Origin of the sequence: Streptomyces odontotermitis (genome assembly GCF_050510915.1) — a bacterium.
Classification (GTDB): domain Bacteria; phylum Actinomycetota; class Actinomycetes; order Streptomycetales; family Streptomycetaceae; genus Streptomyces.
In genome coordinates, this window is sequence record NZ_JBNJLS010000001.1 from 706,064 (window position 1) to 722,807 (window position 16,744).

A 16,744-nucleotide genomic window follows, 5' to 3' on the forward strand; every position below is an offset into this window, starting at 1 on the left:
GCATCCCGGGGAGGGAGAAGAAAACCCCGGGGAGAGAGCCGAAAGGGGCGAGCCGGGCCGTTCAATTCCCCGGTCAGGGGCGAGAGTTCGCCTTTTGTCCGGGCATCCACACCAGCAGCACCACAACCGCCACCAGCAGGATGAATCCACTCGTACGGAACGCCATCGCGTATCCGGCGGTCAGCGCCTCCGGGCTCGTCGAGCCCGCCATCTTCGACGCCGCCACCGTGGAGAGCACCGCGAGGCCGAGCGCGCCGCCCATCGTGCGGGACGTGTTGATCAGGCCGGAGACCAGACCCGCGTCGCCCGGAGCCGCACCCGACGTGGCCAGGGAGGCCAGCGGGGTCGTGGCGAAGCCCGCGCCGAACATCATCACGATGCCGGGGAACAGGATCGACGTGACGTAGGAGCCGTCGGCGGTCATCGTCGACTGCCAGCCGAAGCCGGCCGCCGCCACCAGGACGCCGAGCACCGAGACGTTCTTCGCGCCGATCACCGGCATCACGCGCGGCGCCAGCTTCGAGCCGAGGACGATCGTGAGGGAGGAGGGGATGAGCGCCAGACCCGCCTTGAGCGGGGAGTAGCCGAGGACGTTCTGCGCGTACAGCGTCATGAACATCCACATCGCGAACATGCCGCCGCCGCACACGAACATCGCGGCGTTCGCCGCCGACACCGAGCGCACCCTGAACAGCTTCAGCGGCATCAGCGGCGCCTTCGTCCGCGCCTCCACCAGGAGGAAGAGGGCGAGCAGGAGCAGGCCCGCGGCCAGCGGGACGAGGGTCTTCGCCGCCGTCCAGCCCTCCGCCTCCGTCTGCACGATGCCGTACGCGAGGGTGGCGAGCCCGGCCGTCACCAGGACCGCGCCCGGCAGGTCGATCCTGCGGCCCTCGCCCGCGCGGCTCTCCGTCAGCCACAGCACCCCGGCGGCCAGGACGAGCGCACCGATCGGCACGTTGATCAGGAGCACCCAGCGCCAGGAGAGCAGGTCCGTGAGGACCCCGCCGACCAGGCCGCCCGCCGCGCCGCCGCCCGCGCCGACCGCCGCCCAGGTCCCGATGGCCCGCACCCGCTCCGGGCCCTCCGGCACCGCGGAGGTGAGGATCGTCAGCGTCGACGGCGCGAGCACCGCGGCGCCGAGCCCCTGCACGGCGCGCGCCAGGAGCAGCTGCCACTCGGCCTGGGCGAGGCCGCCCGCAAGGGACGCCGCGGTGAAGAGCCCGAGCCCGACGAGGAACATCCGCTTCCGCCCGAAGAGGTCGCCCGCGCGGCCGCCGAGCAGCATGAACCCGGCGAACGCGATCGAGTAGGCGTTGACCACCCATTGCAGCCCGGTCGCGCTCATGCCCAGGTCGGCGCGCATGGAGGGGAGCGCCGTGTTCACCACGGACACGTCCAGGACGACCAGGAACTGGCCGGCGCAGGCGGTGAAGAGGACGGCCCACAGCGGCGCGGCCTTGCGGGCGGCGGCGCCGGGCGTGGGTATGTACGTGTCGGTCGAGCTTGAGGGCATGACGGACATCCTCTCAGCCACCGGATGCCCCGTACATGGGATTTTGGCCCGAGGGGTCTCGGCCGCCAGACCTAGGCCACGTCGGTGCGGGAGTCGGGAGAGCCGCCCTTGCGCGCGATGACGTACGCCTGCTCCGTCCGCTCCGTCGGCTTGGCCGCCCGTACGAGCCGGGAGTCCACCGTGAACCCGGCCGTCGCGAGCTGCTCCTCCAGGCGCTCCGGTCGCATGCGGTGGAAGTCGAGGCCGAGCTGGTGGCCAAACGCCTCCTTCACGTGGAAGGGTTCGTCGCCCACCTGGAAGGCGAGCACCAGCAGACCGCCGGGGGCGAGCACCCGGGCGAGCTCGGCGAGCACGTCCGGGAGCCGCTCCGGCACGATGTGGATCAGCGAGTACCAGGCGACGACCCCCGCGAGCGCGCCGTCCGCCAGGTCGAGCGCCGTCATCGAGCCCTCGTCGAAGCGCAGCCCGGGGTGGTCGCGCCGGGCCTGTGCCAGCATCCCCGGCGACAGGTCCACGCCGAAGACGTCGAGGCCGAGCGCGGCCAGGTGCGCCGTGACGCGCCCGGTCCCGCAGCCCACCTCGACGACCTGTCCCGCGCCGTCGCCGAGCATCTCCACATATGCGGCGAGCATCGCCCGGTCGTAGGGGTCCGGGATCGGCACGGGCCCGATGAGCTCTGCATAGTCGCCGGCCATGGCGTCGTACGCGGCACGGGCGGTCTGGATGTAGGCGGCTTCAGTCATGGACCTGGACCCTAGGGCCTGTCCGGCGGATCTGGCCGCGGTCGCGGGCTGTGGCACGCACATCTGCGGCGTTGTCGTCGCTCGCCAACGCTCCGCGTTGACTCCCTCCTCCGCCTTGCAGCTGCACGCACCACAGCCCGCTCACCGGCGACGCAAGGGCCAGCTCGAAATCCTGCGGCCTGATCCGCCGGACAGGCCCTAGCCCCGCCCACTGACAACGACCGTCGGCGACGGCGTCAGGCCCCCGCCGACACCGACGGGATCAGCCCCGCCGCAGCAGCGTCACCACCGCCGCACCCCCCAGCCCGATGTTGTGCGCGAGCCCCACCCGGGCCCCCGCCACCTGCCGGGCCTGCGCCTCGCCGCGCAACTGCCAGGTGAGCTCGGCGACTTGGGCGATGCCGGTGGCGCCGAGCGGGTGGCCCTTGGAGATCAGTCCGCCCGAGGGGTTCACCACCCAGCGCCCGCCGTACGTCGTCGCCCCGCTCTCCACGAGCTTGCCGGACTCCCCCGCCGCGCACATGCCGAGCGCCTCATAGGTGAGGAGCTCGTTGATGGAGAAGCAGTCGTGCAGCTCGACGACGTCGACGTCCTCGATGCCGAGGCCCGACGCCTCGTACACCTGGTGCGCGGCCGCCCGGGACATCGGCTGCCCGACGACGTCGATGCAGGAGCCGGAGTCGAAGGACTCGGCGGTGTCCGTCGTCATGGCCTGCGCCGCGATCTCCACGGCCTTCGCCTCCAGGCCGTGCCGCTCCACGAACCGCTCGGAGACCACGACCGCCGCCGCCGAGCCGTCCGAGGTCGGCGAGCACTGGAGCTTGGTGAGCGGCTCGTGGATGGTCTTGGCGGCGAGGATCTCGTCGACGGTGTACGCGTCCTGGAACTGGGCGTACGGGTTGTTCACCGAGTGCCGGTGGTTCTTGGCGCCGACGGCCGCCAGCTGAGCGGCCGTCGTGCCGTACTTCTCCATGTGTTCGCGGGCCGCGTTGCCGAAGATCTGCGCGGTGGGCGGGGACATCTCGAAGCCGTGCCTGGCCGCCATGACGCCGTAGTGGCGGGCCACGGGCGAGGTCTTGAAGTCGCCGCCGTCGCTGCCGCCGCCGAGCGAGCCGCGCGCCATCTTCTCGAAGCCGAGCGCCAGCACACAGTCGTTCAGGCCGCCCTCGACGAACTGACGGGCCATCATCAGCGCGGTCGAGGCGGTCGCGCAGTTGTTGTTGACGTTGTAGACGGGGACGCCCGTCAGACCCAGCTCGTAGGCGGCGCGCTGTCCGGCGGTGGACGCCTGGAAGCAGTAGCCGACCGGGACCTGCTCCACCTTCTCGTACGGGATCCCGGCGTCCTCAAGGGCGTTGGTGCCCGCCTCCTTCGCCATGTCCCAGTACTGCCAGTCGCGCGTCTCGGGCTTCTCGAACTTCGTCATGCCTACGCCGACGATGTACGCCTTCATGGGGTCCCTTTCCGTGATGGGTCAGTCGCGGGGCAGGCCGAGGATGCGCTCGGCGACGACATTGAGCTGGACCTGGGTGGTGCCGCCCGCGATGGTCAGGCAGCGGGAGAGCAGGAAGCCGTGCACGGACCGCTCCCCCGCGCCCTCGCGCACCGCGCCGTCCGGTCCGAGGAGTTCGAGGGCGAGTTCGGCGACCTTCTGCTGGTGCGGGGTCTGCACGAGCTTGCGGATGGAGGCGCCGGGCCCCGGTTCCGCGCCCGCGACCTGCTGGGTCGTGGTGCGCAGGCCGATACAGGCGAGGGCGTGCGCCTCGGCGGCGAGGGCGCCGATCCGGGCGCGGGTCGCGCCGTCGAGGTCGGCGGCGCGGGCGATGAGCGCTTCGAGGCCGGTGTCGAAGGTCAACTGGTCTGCCATGTGGACGCGTTCGTTGCCGAGCGTGTTGCGGGCCACGCGCCAGCCGTCGTCGACCGTGCCGACGACGGCGTCGGCGGGCAGCGGCGCGTCGTCGAAGTAGACCTCGTTGAAGAGGGAGTCCCCGGTGATCTCCTTCAGCGGCCGGATGTCGATGCCGGACCCCTCTTCGGAATGCGCGGCCTTCATGTCGACGAGGAAGTAGGTGAGCCCCTTGTGCTTGGGCGCCTCGGGGTCGGTGCGGGCCAGCAGGATGCCGTGGTCCGCCCACTGTGCGGCGCTCGTCCACACCTTCTGGCCGCTGATCCGCCAGCCGCCCTCGGGGGTGCGCTCGGCCCTGGTGCGCAGCGAGGCGAGGTCGGATCCGGCGTCGGGCTCGCTGAACAGCTGGCACCACAGGAGCTCGCCGCGCAGGGTGGGCCCGAGGAAGCGCTCCTGCTGCTCCTTCGTCCCGTACGCGATGAGGGACGGCACCACCCAGGTGGCGATGCCGAGGTCGCTCAGCTTCACCCCGGCGGCGGCCAACTCCTGCTGCACGGCGAGCTGTTGGACGGGTCCGGCACCGAGCCCGTACGGCGGTGGCAGGTGCGGGGCCGCGTAGCCGGTGGGCGCGAGGGCGGTCCGGGCGGCGGCGGGGTCGAGGCCACGCGCCCGCTCGATGACCTCGCGCGCCTGCTCCCGGTACGCCTCCGCCTCCGCGGGCAGTTCCAGGCGGAGTTCGCGGCGCGCACCGTCGGCCGCGAGCCGCACGGCCCGCAGCCGGTGCGCGTCCCCGGCGCCGAGGAGCTGCCGGGCGACGACGGCCCGCCGCAGATACAGATGGGCGTCGTGCTCCCAGGTGAAGCCGATGCCGCCGAGGATCTGGATGCAGTCCTTGGCGCAGGAGTACGCGGCGTCGAGCGCCGTCGCGGCGGCGAGCGCGGCGGTCAGCGCGCGCACGTCCGGCGCCACCGCCTCGTCGGCGGCACGGGCCGCGTCCCAGGCGAGGGCGCGGGCCTGCTCGACGCGGACGAGCATGTCGGCGCACAGGTGCTTGACGCCCTGGAACTGCCCGATGGGCCGCCCGAACTGCTCGCGCACCTTGGCGTGTTCGGCGGCGGTGTGCAGCGCCCAGGCAGCGGTGCCGCAGGCGTCGGCGGCGAGCACGACGGCGGCCAGGTCGCGGACGGTCGCGGAGTCCACGGCGAGGATCCGCCCGGCCGGGACCCGCACGCCGTCGGCGCGGACCTCGGCGGTGGGCCGGGTCGGATCGGCGCTCTCGTGCGTACGGAGGGTCAGCGCGCTCGCGTCGACGGCGGCCCATACGGTGCCGTCGGCGCCCTGGGCGGCAAGGACCAGCAGATCGGCGTCGGCCCCGCCGAGCACGGGCGGCGCCGTCCCGTCCAGGGTGAGGCCGTCCGCGTCCACGACGGCCGTGAGGGTGCCGGGCCCGAGGGCGACGGCCCCGATACGCGCACCGCTCGCGAGGTCGGCCGCGAGCGCGCGGGCCCCGGCGCGGTGCAGCACCGAGGAGGCGAGGCCGCCGGCGAGGAAGGGCCCGGGCAGCGCGGCCCGCGCCGCCTCCTCCACGACGACGGCCAGGTCGACCAGGGTGCCGCCCCCGCCCCCGTACTCCTCGGGCAGGTGCGCCGCGAGCAGGCCCTGCTCGGCGAGCCCGTCCCAGTAGGCGGGGCGGCCGCCGCCGGGCGGGGCGTCGAGCAGCTTGCGGACCTCTTCGGGGGGCATGGCGCGGGTGATCCAGCCACGTGCGGCCGCCGCCAACTCCCGTTGTTCTTCGGTGATTCCGATCCCCATGCGCGTCCGTCCTCGCCGGTAGCAGCGTGCATGCTTGCGTGCTTGCTTGCGGAACGGCGCCAGAGTAGAACACGTTTCAATCTGACGGAAGGTCAGATGCGGCGTCCGGTGCGGACACCCGGTTCGGCGGAGAATCGCTGCTCCCCACGGGCCCGCCAAACGTCCTGGTTAACAGAAGGTCAAGACTTCCCCTGGTACGACACCCGTCGGAATAGTCGCCCCAGGAAACAGGTTCAACCAGCACGTACCTGTGCCCACGCACGCCTGCCAAGAACCACTTCCGCACCGGAGGCCCCCCGTAATGTCGCAGTCGACGACCCCCATACGCGGCTCCCGCACACGCGGCACCCGCGGAGTCGTCCCCGTACTCGCCTTCGCCGGGATCGTCGTCGCCGTCATGCAGACGCTGCTCGTCCCGGTCATCAAGGACCTGCCGACCCTGCTGCACACGGCACCGTCCAACGCCACCTGGGTCATGACCGCGACCCTGCTCGCGGGCGCCGTCGCCACCCCGATCATGGGCCGGCTCGGCGACCTCTACGGCAAGCGCCGCATGCTCCTCACGAGCCTCGCCGTCATGGTCGTCGGCTCCCTCGTCTGCGCGTTCACGGACGACCTCCTCGTGATGATCGTCGGCCGAGCGCTGCAGGGCTTCGCGATGGGCGCCATCCCGCTCGGCATCGGCCTGATGCGCGACGAGCTGCCCCGCGAGAAGCTCGGCTCCGCGATGGCCCTGATGAGCTCCTCCATCGGCGTCGGCGGCGGCCTCGCCCTGCCGCTCGCGGCGCTCACCGCACAGCACGCCGACTGGCACGCCCTCTTCTTCGGCTCGGCGGGACTCGGCACCCTCTCGATCATCCTGACCCTGGTCTTCGTACCGGAGAGCAGCGTGCGGGCGGAGGGCACCTTCGACGTGCTGGGGGCGCTCGGCCTCTCCGCCGGACTCGTCCTCTTCCTCCTGCCCATCACCAAGGGCAGCGACTGGGGCTGGAGTTCGGCCACCACGCTTGGCCTGTTCGGAGCGGCGGCGGTCGTCCTCGTCCTCTGGGGCGTGCTGGAACTGCGGATGGCGGCGCCGCTCGTGGACCTGCGCACCACGGCCAAGCGCTCGGTGCTCTTCACCAACCTCGCCTCGATCATGGTCGGCGTCGCCTTCTACGCGGTCTCGCTGGTCCTGCCCCAGCTCCTCCAGCTGCCGGCCTCGACCGGCTACGGCCTCGGCCAGTCGATGGTCGTCGCGGGCCTGTGCGTGGCGCCGCTCGGCCTGACGATGATGCTGATCGCCCCGGTCTACGCCCGCCTCTCGGCGAAGTACGGCCCGAAGCTCACCCTCATCCTCGGCATGCTGGTCATCGCCATCGGCTACGGCGCGGGCCTCGGCCTGATGAGCGCCGCCTGGCAGACCGTGGTCATCGCGGTGGTCCTCGGCGCGGGCATCGGCCTCGCCTACTCCTCGCTGCCGGCCCTGATCATCGGCGCCGTCGACCCGTCCGAGACGGGCGCGGCCAACGGCCTCAACACCCTGATGCGCTCCATCGGTACGTCGGTGTCGAGCGCCGTCATCGGCATGGTCCTGGCCAATACGGCGCAGCACGTCGGGCCGGTCGCGGTGCCCACGATGCACGGGTTCCGGGTGTCGTTCCTGATCGCCACCGGGGCGGTGGCGGTGGGGCTGCTCTTCGCGCTGCTGCTGCCGTCGCGGGGGCGTGGGGCGGCGGCCGCGGCGCCGCAGAAGCCGCAGCTGCGGGCCAGCAGCGAGGAGGACGCGGCGCTGGAGCGCGCCACCGCTGCCCTGGCGGGCTTCCACGGGCGAGTGCTCGACCCGACGGGGGCGCCGGTCGCGCGGGCCAAGGTCACGCTGATCGACCCTCGCGGGCGACAGGCGGGGGCCGCGCTCACCGACCACGAGGGGCACTACGCACTCGCCGTGCCGGGTGACGGGAACTATGTGCTGGCCGCGACGGCCGCGGGGCATGCCCCGCGGGCTTCCTCCGCGGCGCATCCCGGGGCGGATGCGGCGGTCGAGGTGGACTTGGCGCTGCCGGGGGAGAGTGGCGTTCCGGCCTGATTCCTTCCCTTTCCCCGATCCCGCCCCTCCCCGAATCAGCGACAGGGGGTCCAGGGGCGAAGCCCCAGGAAGGGCGCCCCAGGGCGACGGAGTCGCGGGATTCGGGTAGGGGCGGGATCGGGGAAAGGAAACCCGTGCGGCACGATGGGCGGCCAGACACCCGTACCCCCGGAGGAACCCCCATGGAGCCCACCTCGGAACCCAAGCCCGAGATCCTCGCCGCATTCGAGGCGGCGAAGGGCTTCATGCCGCTCACCGAGGGCCTCGCCCTCCACGCCGCGGCGACCGAGGCGGCACGCCTCGGCCTCCCCCTCCTCGAGGTCGGCACCTACTGCGGCCGCTCCACCATCCTGCTCGCCGCCGCCGCCCGCGAGGCATCCGTGAGCGCGCTCACCGTCGACCACCACCGCGGCAGCGAGGAGCAGCAGCCCGGCTGGGACTACCACGACCCCGAGACCGTGGACCCGGAGGTCGGCCTGATGGACACGCTCCCCACCTTCCGCCGCACCCTGCACAAGGCGGGCCTGGAGGAGCACGTGATCGCGCTCGTGGGCCGCTCGCCGAAGGTGGCGGCGGCCTGGGGCGGCCCCCTCGGCTTCGTCTTCATCGACGGCGGCCACACCGACGAGCACGCGACGGCGGACTACGAGGGCTGGGCCCCGAAGCTCGCCGAGGGCGGACTCCTCGCCATCCACGACGTCTTCCCGGACCCGGTGGACGAGTGGACGGGCCAGGCCCCGTACCGCATCTATCTGCGGGCCCTGGCCTCCGGCGCGTTCACGGAGGTGTCGGCGACCGAGTCGCTCCGCGTCCTGCGGCGAACGGGAGCGGGCATCTGACACGGCGGTTAGGCTCGCTGGCGTGTCGTACGTAGGTCCGGAATTCGAGCCCGCGGATCCCTCAGGGTCCCCCCGCCGTCGCCGCTTCGGCGGCCGTCCCCTCACCGTGGCTGCCGCCGCGCTGGTCCCCGCGTGTCTGGCGGGCTGGCTGATCTGGGACGCGACGGCGGACGACGGCGGCAAGGACCCGCAGGGCGCCCCGCCCGCGTCGAGCTCCTCGGCGTCCTCCGGTCCGGACGGCAAGGGCGAAACGGGACCGGACGGAGACAAGGACAAGGACAAGGGCAAGGACAAGGACAAGGACAAGGACGGCAAGGGGCACGGATCGAGCTCCAAGCCGTCCGGACCGTCCGCACCGGCCGCGTCCTCCAAACCTTCACACTCCTCCCGCCCCGCCGCCTCCGGCCCCCTCAAGGGCAAGGTCGTCGTGATCGACCCCGGCCACAACTCCGGTAACTTCCGCCACACTGCCGAGATCAACCGACCGGTAGACATCGGGACGAACCAAAAGGAATGTGACACAACGGGCACATCCACCAACAACGGCTATACGGAAGCCCAGTTCACCCTCGACGTCTCCCGCCGCCTGCGCACCCTGCTCGAAAAGGAAGGCGCAACGGTCAAGTTCACACAGGACGGCGACCGCCCCTGGGGTCCCTGCGTCGACGAGCGCGCACAGATCGGCAACAAGGCCCACGCGGACGCCGTCGTCTCGGTGCACGCGGACGGCTCGGCCGCCGGAAATCGCGGCTTTCACGTCATTCTCCCCGCGAAGGTGCAGTCGGGTTCCGCCAATACGTCCGGAATCGTCGCCCCGTCAAAGGAGTTGGGCGAGCGCATCGCCGGAAAGTTCCTGCGGGTGACGGGCAGCGCCCCCTCCAACTACGTGGGCAACGGCACGGGCCTCGACGTTCGCGGGGACCTCGGCGGCCTCAATCTCTCGACCGTCCCCAAGGTGTTCATCGAATGCGGCAACATGCGGGACGCCAAGGACGCGGCCCAGCTCACGAGCGGCGCGTGGCGCCAGAAAGCCGCGCAGGGGATCTCTGAGGGAATCGTGGGGTTTCTGCGGGGGTAGGTCACAGCTGCCTGTGATCTCTTTATCCCGAGCAGACACCCCACCCGCATGGACGATATTGTCCTCCGTACGATGAGGGGCCACCCCCGCGCTTCGCGCACCGCGACACGACCGCGACTACGGCGACAGCGACGCCTCCACTGACGAGACGACTGACGAAGGACCTGAAGTGAATTTCCGCTCCCTCACTCGAGGCGACGGCGTGGTGATCGGAGCAGCGGTGTTGCTCTTCATCGCCTCGTTCCTCGACACCCTCGACATCGACGGCGCCCCCAGCGACAAGCTGCCCAACGCCTGGGAAAACGGCAACCTCCTGCTGAGCGTGTACCTGCTCGGCATCATCGGTGCCGCGCTGATCGTCTTCGGCCGTGCGCTGCCGGCGCAGACCAAGGTCATCGGCCTCGACCTCGGCCAGGTCGGTGCCGCCTTCACCGTCGCCTCCGCCTGGAGCGCCCTCGGCGCGATCTTCGACACCGACCAGTCCTACGGCTTCTTCTTCGACACCAGCCTCGGGGGCAGCAAGACTCCCGACGCCGGCGTCGGCCTCATCCTCGGCCTGATCGGCGCCCTCGCCCTCGCCGCCGCCGCCGTCGCCACCAACCTCGTCCCCGCCCTCAAGGCCCCCCTCATGGGCGGCCCGAAGCCCATGGCCCCGCAGCCCTACGGCGGCCAGCCGCAGGGTGGTTACGGCTACCCGGGCGCCCAGCAGGGTCAGCCGCAGCAGCCGTACGGTGCGCAGCCGGGTCAGCCGCAGGGCGGTCAGCCGGGTCAGCCCTACGGCGGGCAGCCGCAGGGCGGTGGCCAGACCCCGCCGCCGCAGGCGCAGCAGCAGGCCGCCGCTCCGGCCGGGGACTTCTCCCCGTTCTGGTTCGCCGTGCCGGTGCCGCGTCCGCTGTACGCGGAGGACGGCTCGCCCACGCCGATCGCCGAACTGGCGCCCGGCACCTGGTACTTGGCCGTCGAGCAGCGCGGCCAGAGCCTGGTGGCCCAGACGCAGGACGGCCGTCGCGGCGTCCTGCAGGACACCACGGGGATCCAGCGCGGCTGACCCCGACCAGCACACCGCACAGCAGCCCCTCGCCCCTTCCGGGCGGGGGGCTGTTGTCGTACAGTCGCCTCCCTGACGGCAACTGACGTACCGTCAGATATAGCGATACGGTGTCGGAAGATCTCTGGGAGGCACGCCATGCGACTCGGACTCGCACTCGGCTACTGGGGGCGCGGACCGAGCGCCGAGCACGTGCCCCTCGCGCAGGAGGCCGAGCGCCTCGGGTACGACTCCGTATGGACCGCCGAGTCCTGGGGCTCGGACGCCTTCACGCCGCTGACCTGGATCGCGGCGCAGACCTCGCGGATCCGGCTCGGCACGGCCGTCGCGCAGATGGCGGCCCGCTCCCCCACCACCACCGCCATGCACGCCCTCACCCTCGACCATCTGTCGGGCGGGCGCATGATGCTGGGGCTCGGGCTGTCCGGGCCGCAGGTGGTGGAGGGGTGGTACGGGCGGCCGTTCCCGAGGTCGCCGCTGACCGCGACGCGTGAGTACGTGGACGTCATCCGGCAGGTGCTGCGGCGCGAAGGGCCGGTGGAGGTGGCGGACGGGCGCTTCCACCCACTGCCGTACCGGGGGGAGGACGGGACGGGGCTCGGCAAACCGCTGAAGCCGATCACCCACCCCCTGCGGGCCGAACTGCCCGTCCTGCTGGGCGCGGAAGGACCCAAGAACATCGCCCAGACCACGCGCATCGCGGACGGCTGGCTGCCGCTGTACTGGTCGCCGACACGGACCGACGTCTATGAGGCGTCGCTCACCGATCTGCCCGAGGGGTTCACCATCGCCCCCATGGCGCGGGTGAAGGTGTGCGACGACGTGAGCGAGGGGCTGTTGCCCGTCAAGGCGATGCTCGGGTTCTACATCGGAGGGATGGGGCACTCCGCGCGGAACTTCCACGCCGACCTGATGGCGCGCATGGGATACGAGGCGGAGGCCCGGCGCATCCAGGAGCTGTTCCTGGAGGGGCGGCGGGAGGAGGCCGTGCTCGCCGTGCCGGACGCGTTCGCCGATGAGATCTCGCTGGTGGGACCGCGCGAACGGATCGCCGAGCGGCTGGAGTTGTGGCGCAAGGGTCCGGTGACGGACCTGCTGGTGCTGTCACCGGACCGTGAGACGCTGCGGGTGCTGGCCGAGCTCAACGGTTAGGGCGTGATCCGCGCGACCGGCTCTACCCCTTCGCCAGCTCTCCCGCCGACGGCACCTTGTCCTTGACCTCCGCGCCCGCGCTCTTGCCCGCGTCCTTCACCGAGTTGATGATCCCGTCGAAGGAGTTCACCACCGAGTCCGTGGAGTCGCCCTTGCGGAGCTTGGAGGGGAGGTCCTTCAGCGCGTCGATGCCCGCGGACAGCGGGGCCACCGCCTTCGCCAGCGTCGGATCGCCCTGCGCGTTCTTCACCGCCGCCTTCAGGCGGTTGTAGGTGAAGGCGCCCGCCAGGCCCGCCTTGACCAGGGCGAACTTGCGGCCGTCCGCGCCGTTCTTGAACTTGCCCGCGCGGAACGGCTTCACGATCCACTGGTACGTCGCGCCCGCGGCGAGGCCCGCGTTGGTGACGAAGCGGGTCTTCGCGAACTTCTGCTTCTCGGCGGAGCTGGTGCCGGTGGGCGTCGCCGCCGAGTCCTTGTCGTCGTCGTTGCAGGCCGTCGCGCCCACGAGCAGGGTGCAGCAGAGAGTGAGGGACACTCCGGCACGGCGGATGGATACAGCAGATATCGGTGTTGCCACGGCTGCGGCCTCCAGGGAGGTGGGCGGTTCTCATCGCAGCCTCGCCCTGCCCCTCGGGTGCCGCCACTCGGGCGAGCCCATCCGGGGACGGCCGCCGGGGGGCTCGGAGTCACCGGGGGTTTCGACGCGCTCACGTCAGGTACTCGTACGCCATGTCTCCGACTTCTCTGCGACATCGCTACGGCAACAACGAAGCAGCCAAGGTCATCGTGGTCGTCGCCGACGTGCTGGCCCTGATCCTGGGGCTGTGGATCCTGATGTACCTGCTCGACGCCAACCGGGCCAACGACCTCGTCCGGGTCGTCCACGGCGCGGCCCGGTGGCTGGCGAGCTGGTCCCACGACCTGTTCACGTTCGACGACGCCTGGGCCCGGGTCGTCGCGGGCTACGGCCTCGCCGCGGCGGTCTACCTCGTGGTCGGCCATCTGATCGCGGGCCGGCTGCGGCGCCTCAACAAGTAGGTACGGCTAGGGCCTGATCCGCCGGACAGGCCCTAGGTGCAGCAGTCCGGGCGCGGGCCCGTCGGCAGCCGCTCCCCCGAGAACACCGCGCACGTCGCCTCGTCCCCGCCGAGCGCCGCCACCGCGAGGAGCAGTGAGCCCGCCGTCCAGGTGGTCAGCTCCTCCGGCCAGATCGCCTTGTCCTCGTAGACGTATCCCGTCCAGTAGAGGCCCGAGTCCGCGTCGCGAAGGTGCTGGATCGACTGGAGGATCTCCAGGGCGCGGTCGGACTCGCCCAGGATCCAGAGGGCGAGGGCGAGTTCGGCGCTCTCGCCGCCCGTGACCCAGGGGTTGGGCACGACGCAGCGCACCCCGAGGCCGGGCACCACGAAGCGGTCCCAGCCCTCCTCCATACGGGACTTGGCCGCCGTCCCGGTCAGGGCGCCGCCGAGGACCGGGTAGTACCAGTCCATCGAGTAGCGGTCCTTGTCCAGGAACCGCTCGGGGTGGTGGCACACCGCGTGGGCGAGCGCGCCCGCCGCCAACTCCCAGTCGGGCTGCGGCTCTTCGCGCTGCTCGGCGATGGCGAGGGCGCAGCGCAGGGCCTGGTGGACGGACGAGGACCCGGTGAGGAGCGCGTCCGTGACCGGAGTGCCGTCCGGCTCCCGCTTCCAGCCGATCTGGCCGCCGGGCTGCTGGAGCGCCAGGACGAACTCGATCGCCGCGACCACGACCGGCCACATGCGGTCCAGGAACGCCTCGTCGCCCGTGGAGAGGTAGTGGTGCCAGACGCCGACGGCGACGTACGCGCAGAAGTTGCTCTCCTGGCCCCGGTCGGTGACCGCCTCGGCGTCGCCGTCCGCGTAGGCCGCGTACCAGGACCCGTCCGGGTTCTGGTGGCGCGCCAGCCACTCGTAGGCGCGGGCGGCGGCCTGGTGCTCGCCCGCCGCGTCCAGGGCCATGGCCGCCTCGGTGTGGTCCCACGGGTCGAGGTGGTGGCCCCGGAACCACGGAATGGCACCGTCGGGGCGCTGGACGGCGAGGATGCCGCGGACGGTGGCGGCGGCCTCGGCGGCGGTCAGCACGCCGGGCAGGACGAGGCGTTCGGTCCGCTCGGGGCTCGTCACTTGGCGGCAGCCCGGGTCGTCTTCTTGGCGGGGGTCTTGGTGGCGGTCTTGGTGGCGGTCTTGGTGGTCGATTTCGCGGTCGCCTTGGCGGGCGTCTTCGCGGGCGTCGCCTCAGCCGCCGCCTCGGTCGTCGCCGCCTCGGCCCGCGGCAGGTGCGGCTTGGTGGCGTACGCGACGAAGCTCTTGCCCACGACCGGGTTCAGGAGCTGCTCGGCGACCCGCGTGGCCAGGGGCTTCTTCATGATGTCCCAGACCAGGAGCTTGTGGTACGCGCGGACGGGCAGGGCCTTGTCGTTGTCGACTCCGAACGCGCACTTGAGCCACCAGTAGGGAGAGTGGAGCGCGTGGGCGTGGTGCGTGCCGTACGGCTTGAGCCCGGCCTCCTTCATCCTGCCGAGGAGCTCGTCCGCCTTGTAGATCCGGATGTGGCCGCCTTCGACCTCGTGGTACTCGTCGCTCAGCGCCCAGCAGACCTTCTCCGGGCCGTAGCGCGGGACGGTCACCGCGATGCGGCCGCCCGGCTTGAGCACGCGGACCATCTCGGCGAGCACACCCTTGTCGTCCGGGATGTGCTCCATGACCTCGCTGATGATCACGACGTCGAACGACTCGTCCGGGAACGGGAGGTTGAGGGCGTCGCCCTCCATGGCGGTGGCCGTCGCGCCCGCCGGGGCCTCCCCCGCCTCCTTCATCGCCGCGAACCACTTGGCGACCTCGCGGATCTCCTCACCGTTCTGGTCCAGGGCCACCACCTGGGCCCCCCGCCGGTAGCACTCGAAGGCGTGCCGGCCCGCGCCGCAGCCCAGATCGAGCACGCGGTCGCCTGCGGCGAGCGGGAAGCGGGTGAAGTCGACGGTCAGCACGTGCTCCTGCTTTCGTGGTGGGGGCCTGCTACTTCGCGGGCGACGGTTCCTCCGGCCGTGGCGCGGGCCTGTCCGCGCGCCACCGCGCGGGCCGCACCCCGGTCCGCGGAGCGCTCGATCGCCTCCCGGTAACGAGCCACGGTGCCCTGAGCCGCCCGCGCCCAGGTGAACTTCTCCAGCACCCGCTCCCGCCCCGCCGAGCCGAGCCGAGCCCGCAGGGCAGGGTCACCCAGAAGCCGTCCGAGCCCAGCGGCCAGCGCCCCCGCGTCGCCGGGCGGCACCGCCAGGCAGGTCTCGCCGTCGGGGCCCGCGACCTCGGGGATGGCGCCGCCGGTCGTGGCCACCAGGGGCGTCCCCGTGGCCATCGCCTCCGCGGCGGGCAGGGAGAAGCCCTCGTACAGGGAAGGGACACAGGCGACCTGGGCCGAGCGGACCAGGTCGACCAGCTCCTCGTCCGAGATGCCCTTGACGAACTCGACGGCGCCCTCGAGCCCGTATCGCTCGATGGCCGTCGCGACGGGGCCGTCCTCGGGGCGCTTGCCGACGACGACGAGGTGCGCGGCGGTGTGCTCGGTGCGCACCTTGGCGAGCGCCTCGACGAGGTGGACCAGACCCTTGAGGGGGACGTCCGCGCTGGAGGTGGTGACGATGCGGCCGGGGACCTCCGCGACCGCAGGGTCCGGGGAGAAGAGGTCCGTGTCGGCGCCGATGTGCACGACGTCGATGCGGCCGGGGCGGACGCCGAGGTGGTCGATGATCTCCTGGCGGGACGTGCCGGAGACGGTGAGCACGGAGGGGAGGCGGCGGGCGACGCGCTTCTGCATGCGCGTGAACGCGTACCAGCGGCGGACGGAGGCGCGGCGCTTCCAGTCGGGTGCCGCGTTCAGCTCCAACTGCCGGTCCACGGTGATGGGGTGATGGATCGTCGTGACGAGCGGCGCGCCCAGGTCGCCCAACAGCCCGTAGCCGAGGGTCTGGTTGTCGTGCACGACGTCGAACTCGCCGCGCCGCGACCGCAGATGGCGCCGGGCGCGCAGGCTGAACGTGGCGGGCTCGGGGAAGCCGCCGGTCCACATCGTCGCGACTTCGAGGGCGTCGACCCAGTCGCGGTACTCGTCCCGCTTCGGCGTGCGGAAGGGGTCCGGCGAGCGGTAGAGGTCCAGGCTCGGCAGCTCGGTGAGCTTGAGCCCTTCGAGGCCGGGACCCTCGTCGAGCACCGGATAGGGCTGGGCGCCGATGACTTCGACGCTGTGGCCGAGCCGGGCCAGCTCGCGCGAGAGATGGCGGACGTAGACGCCCTGGCCCCCGCAGAACGGGTTCCCCTTATACGTGAGGAGAGCGATGCGCAGCGGGCGGTCCCCCTGGGCTCCTCCCGGTCCGTCCGACCCCTCTCGGGGGCCCGCCTCCACGGCCTCAGCGGTCACTCTCGGCCCCCTTCTCCCTGCAGTTGTCCGCGAGGTTACGCCGGGACGGTAATCTAGAACAAGTTTCAGACTTGATCGCTCGATGCGCTTCGAATCTACCGGCAGGTAGTCGAGCTGTAAGGCCCGGATCAGGTGATTCGCGCCACGGCGCAGGCCCTGCCATGCTGTGCGATCCCGGGGGAGCTTCCCCGGTTCGGGACAACGGGAGCAGGTT

General features: G+C 71.9%; 14 protein-coding genes. 6 read left to right on the top strand and 8 right to left on the bottom strand.

The genetic code is table 11. The features are described from left to right. Positions 1–73: 73 nt before the first annotated feature. The 4 genes from ACQB60_RS03295 to ACQB60_RS03310 form a co-directional block, all read right to left on the bottom strand. A complete protein-coding gene (locus ACQB60_RS03295; RefSeq protein ID WP_496924765.1) occupies positions 74–1,522 on the bottom strand; it encodes an MFS transporter in 1,449 nt (482 codons plus the stop codon). Between the two features lie 62 nt (positions 1,523–1,584). After that, positions 1,585–2,256: a class I SAM-dependent DNA methyltransferase gene (locus ACQB60_RS03300; RefSeq protein ID WP_496924260.1), complete on the bottom strand. Its 672-nt coding sequence runs from the start codon at positions 2,254–2,256 to the stop codon at positions 1,585–1,587. Positions 2,257–2,518: 262 nt separating this feature from the next. Next, on the bottom strand, positions 2,519–3,709 hold the full coding sequence (locus tag ACQB60_RS03305; RefSeq protein WP_496924261.1) for a lipid-transfer protein: 1,191 nt from the start codon (positions 3,707–3,709) through the stop codon (positions 2,519–2,521). A gap of 21 nt (positions 3,710–3,730) precedes the next feature. Further along, positions 3,731–5,914 (bottom strand): acyl-CoA dehydrogenase family protein, encoded by a 2,184-nt coding sequence (locus ACQB60_RS03310; RefSeq protein WP_496924262.1) that lies wholly within the window; start codon positions 5,912–5,914, stop codon positions 3,731–3,733. Positions 5,915–6,215: 301 nt separating this feature from the next. On the opposite strand from ACQB60_RS03310, the gene ACQB60_RS03315 reads away from it, so the two are divergent. From ACQB60_RS03315 to ACQB60_RS03335, 5 genes are all read left to right on the top strand, one after another. Then, the gene (locus ACQB60_RS03315; RefSeq protein ID WP_496924263.1) at positions 6,216–7,982 is read left to right on the top strand and encodes an MFS transporter; all 1,767 of its coding nucleotides are present in this window, start codon (positions 6,216–6,218) and stop codon (positions 7,980–7,982) included. A gap of 182 nt (positions 7,983–8,164) precedes the next feature. After that, on the top strand, positions 8,165–8,821 hold the full coding sequence (locus ACQB60_RS03320; protein ID WP_496924264.1) for a class I SAM-dependent methyltransferase: 657 nt from the start codon (positions 8,165–8,167) through the stop codon (positions 8,819–8,821). A 22-nt stretch (positions 8,822–8,843) separates the two neighbouring features. Further along, positions 8,844–9,899 (top strand): N-acetylmuramoyl-L-alanine amidase, encoded by a 1,056-nt coding sequence (locus ACQB60_RS03325; protein ID WP_496924265.1) that lies wholly within the window; start codon positions 8,844–8,846, stop codon positions 9,897–9,899. 169 nt (positions 9,900–10,068) lie between these two features. Continuing rightward, on the top strand, positions 10,069–10,947 hold the full coding sequence (locus tag ACQB60_RS03330; RefSeq protein ID WP_496924266.1) for a hypothetical protein: 879 nt from the start codon (positions 10,069–10,071) through the stop codon (positions 10,945–10,947). 138 nt (positions 10,948–11,085) lie between these two features. Then, on the top strand, positions 11,086–12,099 hold the full coding sequence (locus tag ACQB60_RS03335) for an LLM class F420-dependent oxidoreductase (RefSeq protein WP_496924267.1): 1,014 nt from the start codon (positions 11,086–11,088) through the stop codon (positions 12,097–12,099). 22 nt (positions 12,100–12,121) lie between these two features. Here the strand turns inward: ACQB60_RS03335 and ACQB60_RS03340 are convergent, their stop codons facing one another. After that, on the bottom strand, positions 12,122–12,634 hold the full coding sequence (locus ACQB60_RS03340; RefSeq protein WP_496924268.1) for a hypothetical protein: 513 nt from the start codon (positions 12,632–12,634) through the stop codon (positions 12,122–12,124). Between the two features lie 194 nt (positions 12,635–12,828). On the opposite strand from ACQB60_RS03340, the gene ACQB60_RS03345 reads away from it, so the two are divergent. Then, positions 12,829–13,137 carry a hypothetical protein gene (locus ACQB60_RS03345; RefSeq protein ID WP_496924269.1) on the top strand — a complete coding sequence of 103 codons (309 nt, stop codon included), beginning with the start codon at positions 12,829–12,831 and terminating at the stop codon, positions 13,135–13,137. 32 nt (positions 13,138–13,169) lie between these two features. Here ACQB60_RS03345 and ACQB60_RS03350 read toward each other — a convergent pair whose 3' ends face one another. From ACQB60_RS03350 to ACQB60_RS03360, 3 genes are read right to left on the bottom strand one after another with little or no spacing between them, the layout of a single operon-like run. Further along, entirely contained in the window at positions 13,170–14,243 is a 1,074-nt protein-coding gene (locus tag ACQB60_RS03350) for a prenyltransferase/squalene oxidase repeat-containing protein (protein WP_496924270.1), read from the bottom strand. Beyond that, on the bottom strand, positions 14,240–15,106 hold the full coding sequence (locus ACQB60_RS03355) for a class I SAM-dependent methyltransferase (RefSeq protein ID WP_496924271.1): 867 nt from the start codon (positions 15,104–15,106) through the stop codon (positions 14,240–14,242). Before ACQB60_RS03355 ends, ACQB60_RS03350 begins: the two co-directional genes overlap by 4 nt. After that, complete coding sequence (locus tag ACQB60_RS03360) at positions 15,100–16,530, bottom strand: glycosyltransferase family 4 protein (RefSeq protein ID WP_496924272.1); 1,431 nt, start codon at positions 16,528–16,530, stop codon at positions 15,100–15,102. Before ACQB60_RS03360 ends, ACQB60_RS03355 begins: the two co-directional genes overlap by 7 nt. Positions 16,531–16,744: the final 214 nt, after the last annotated feature.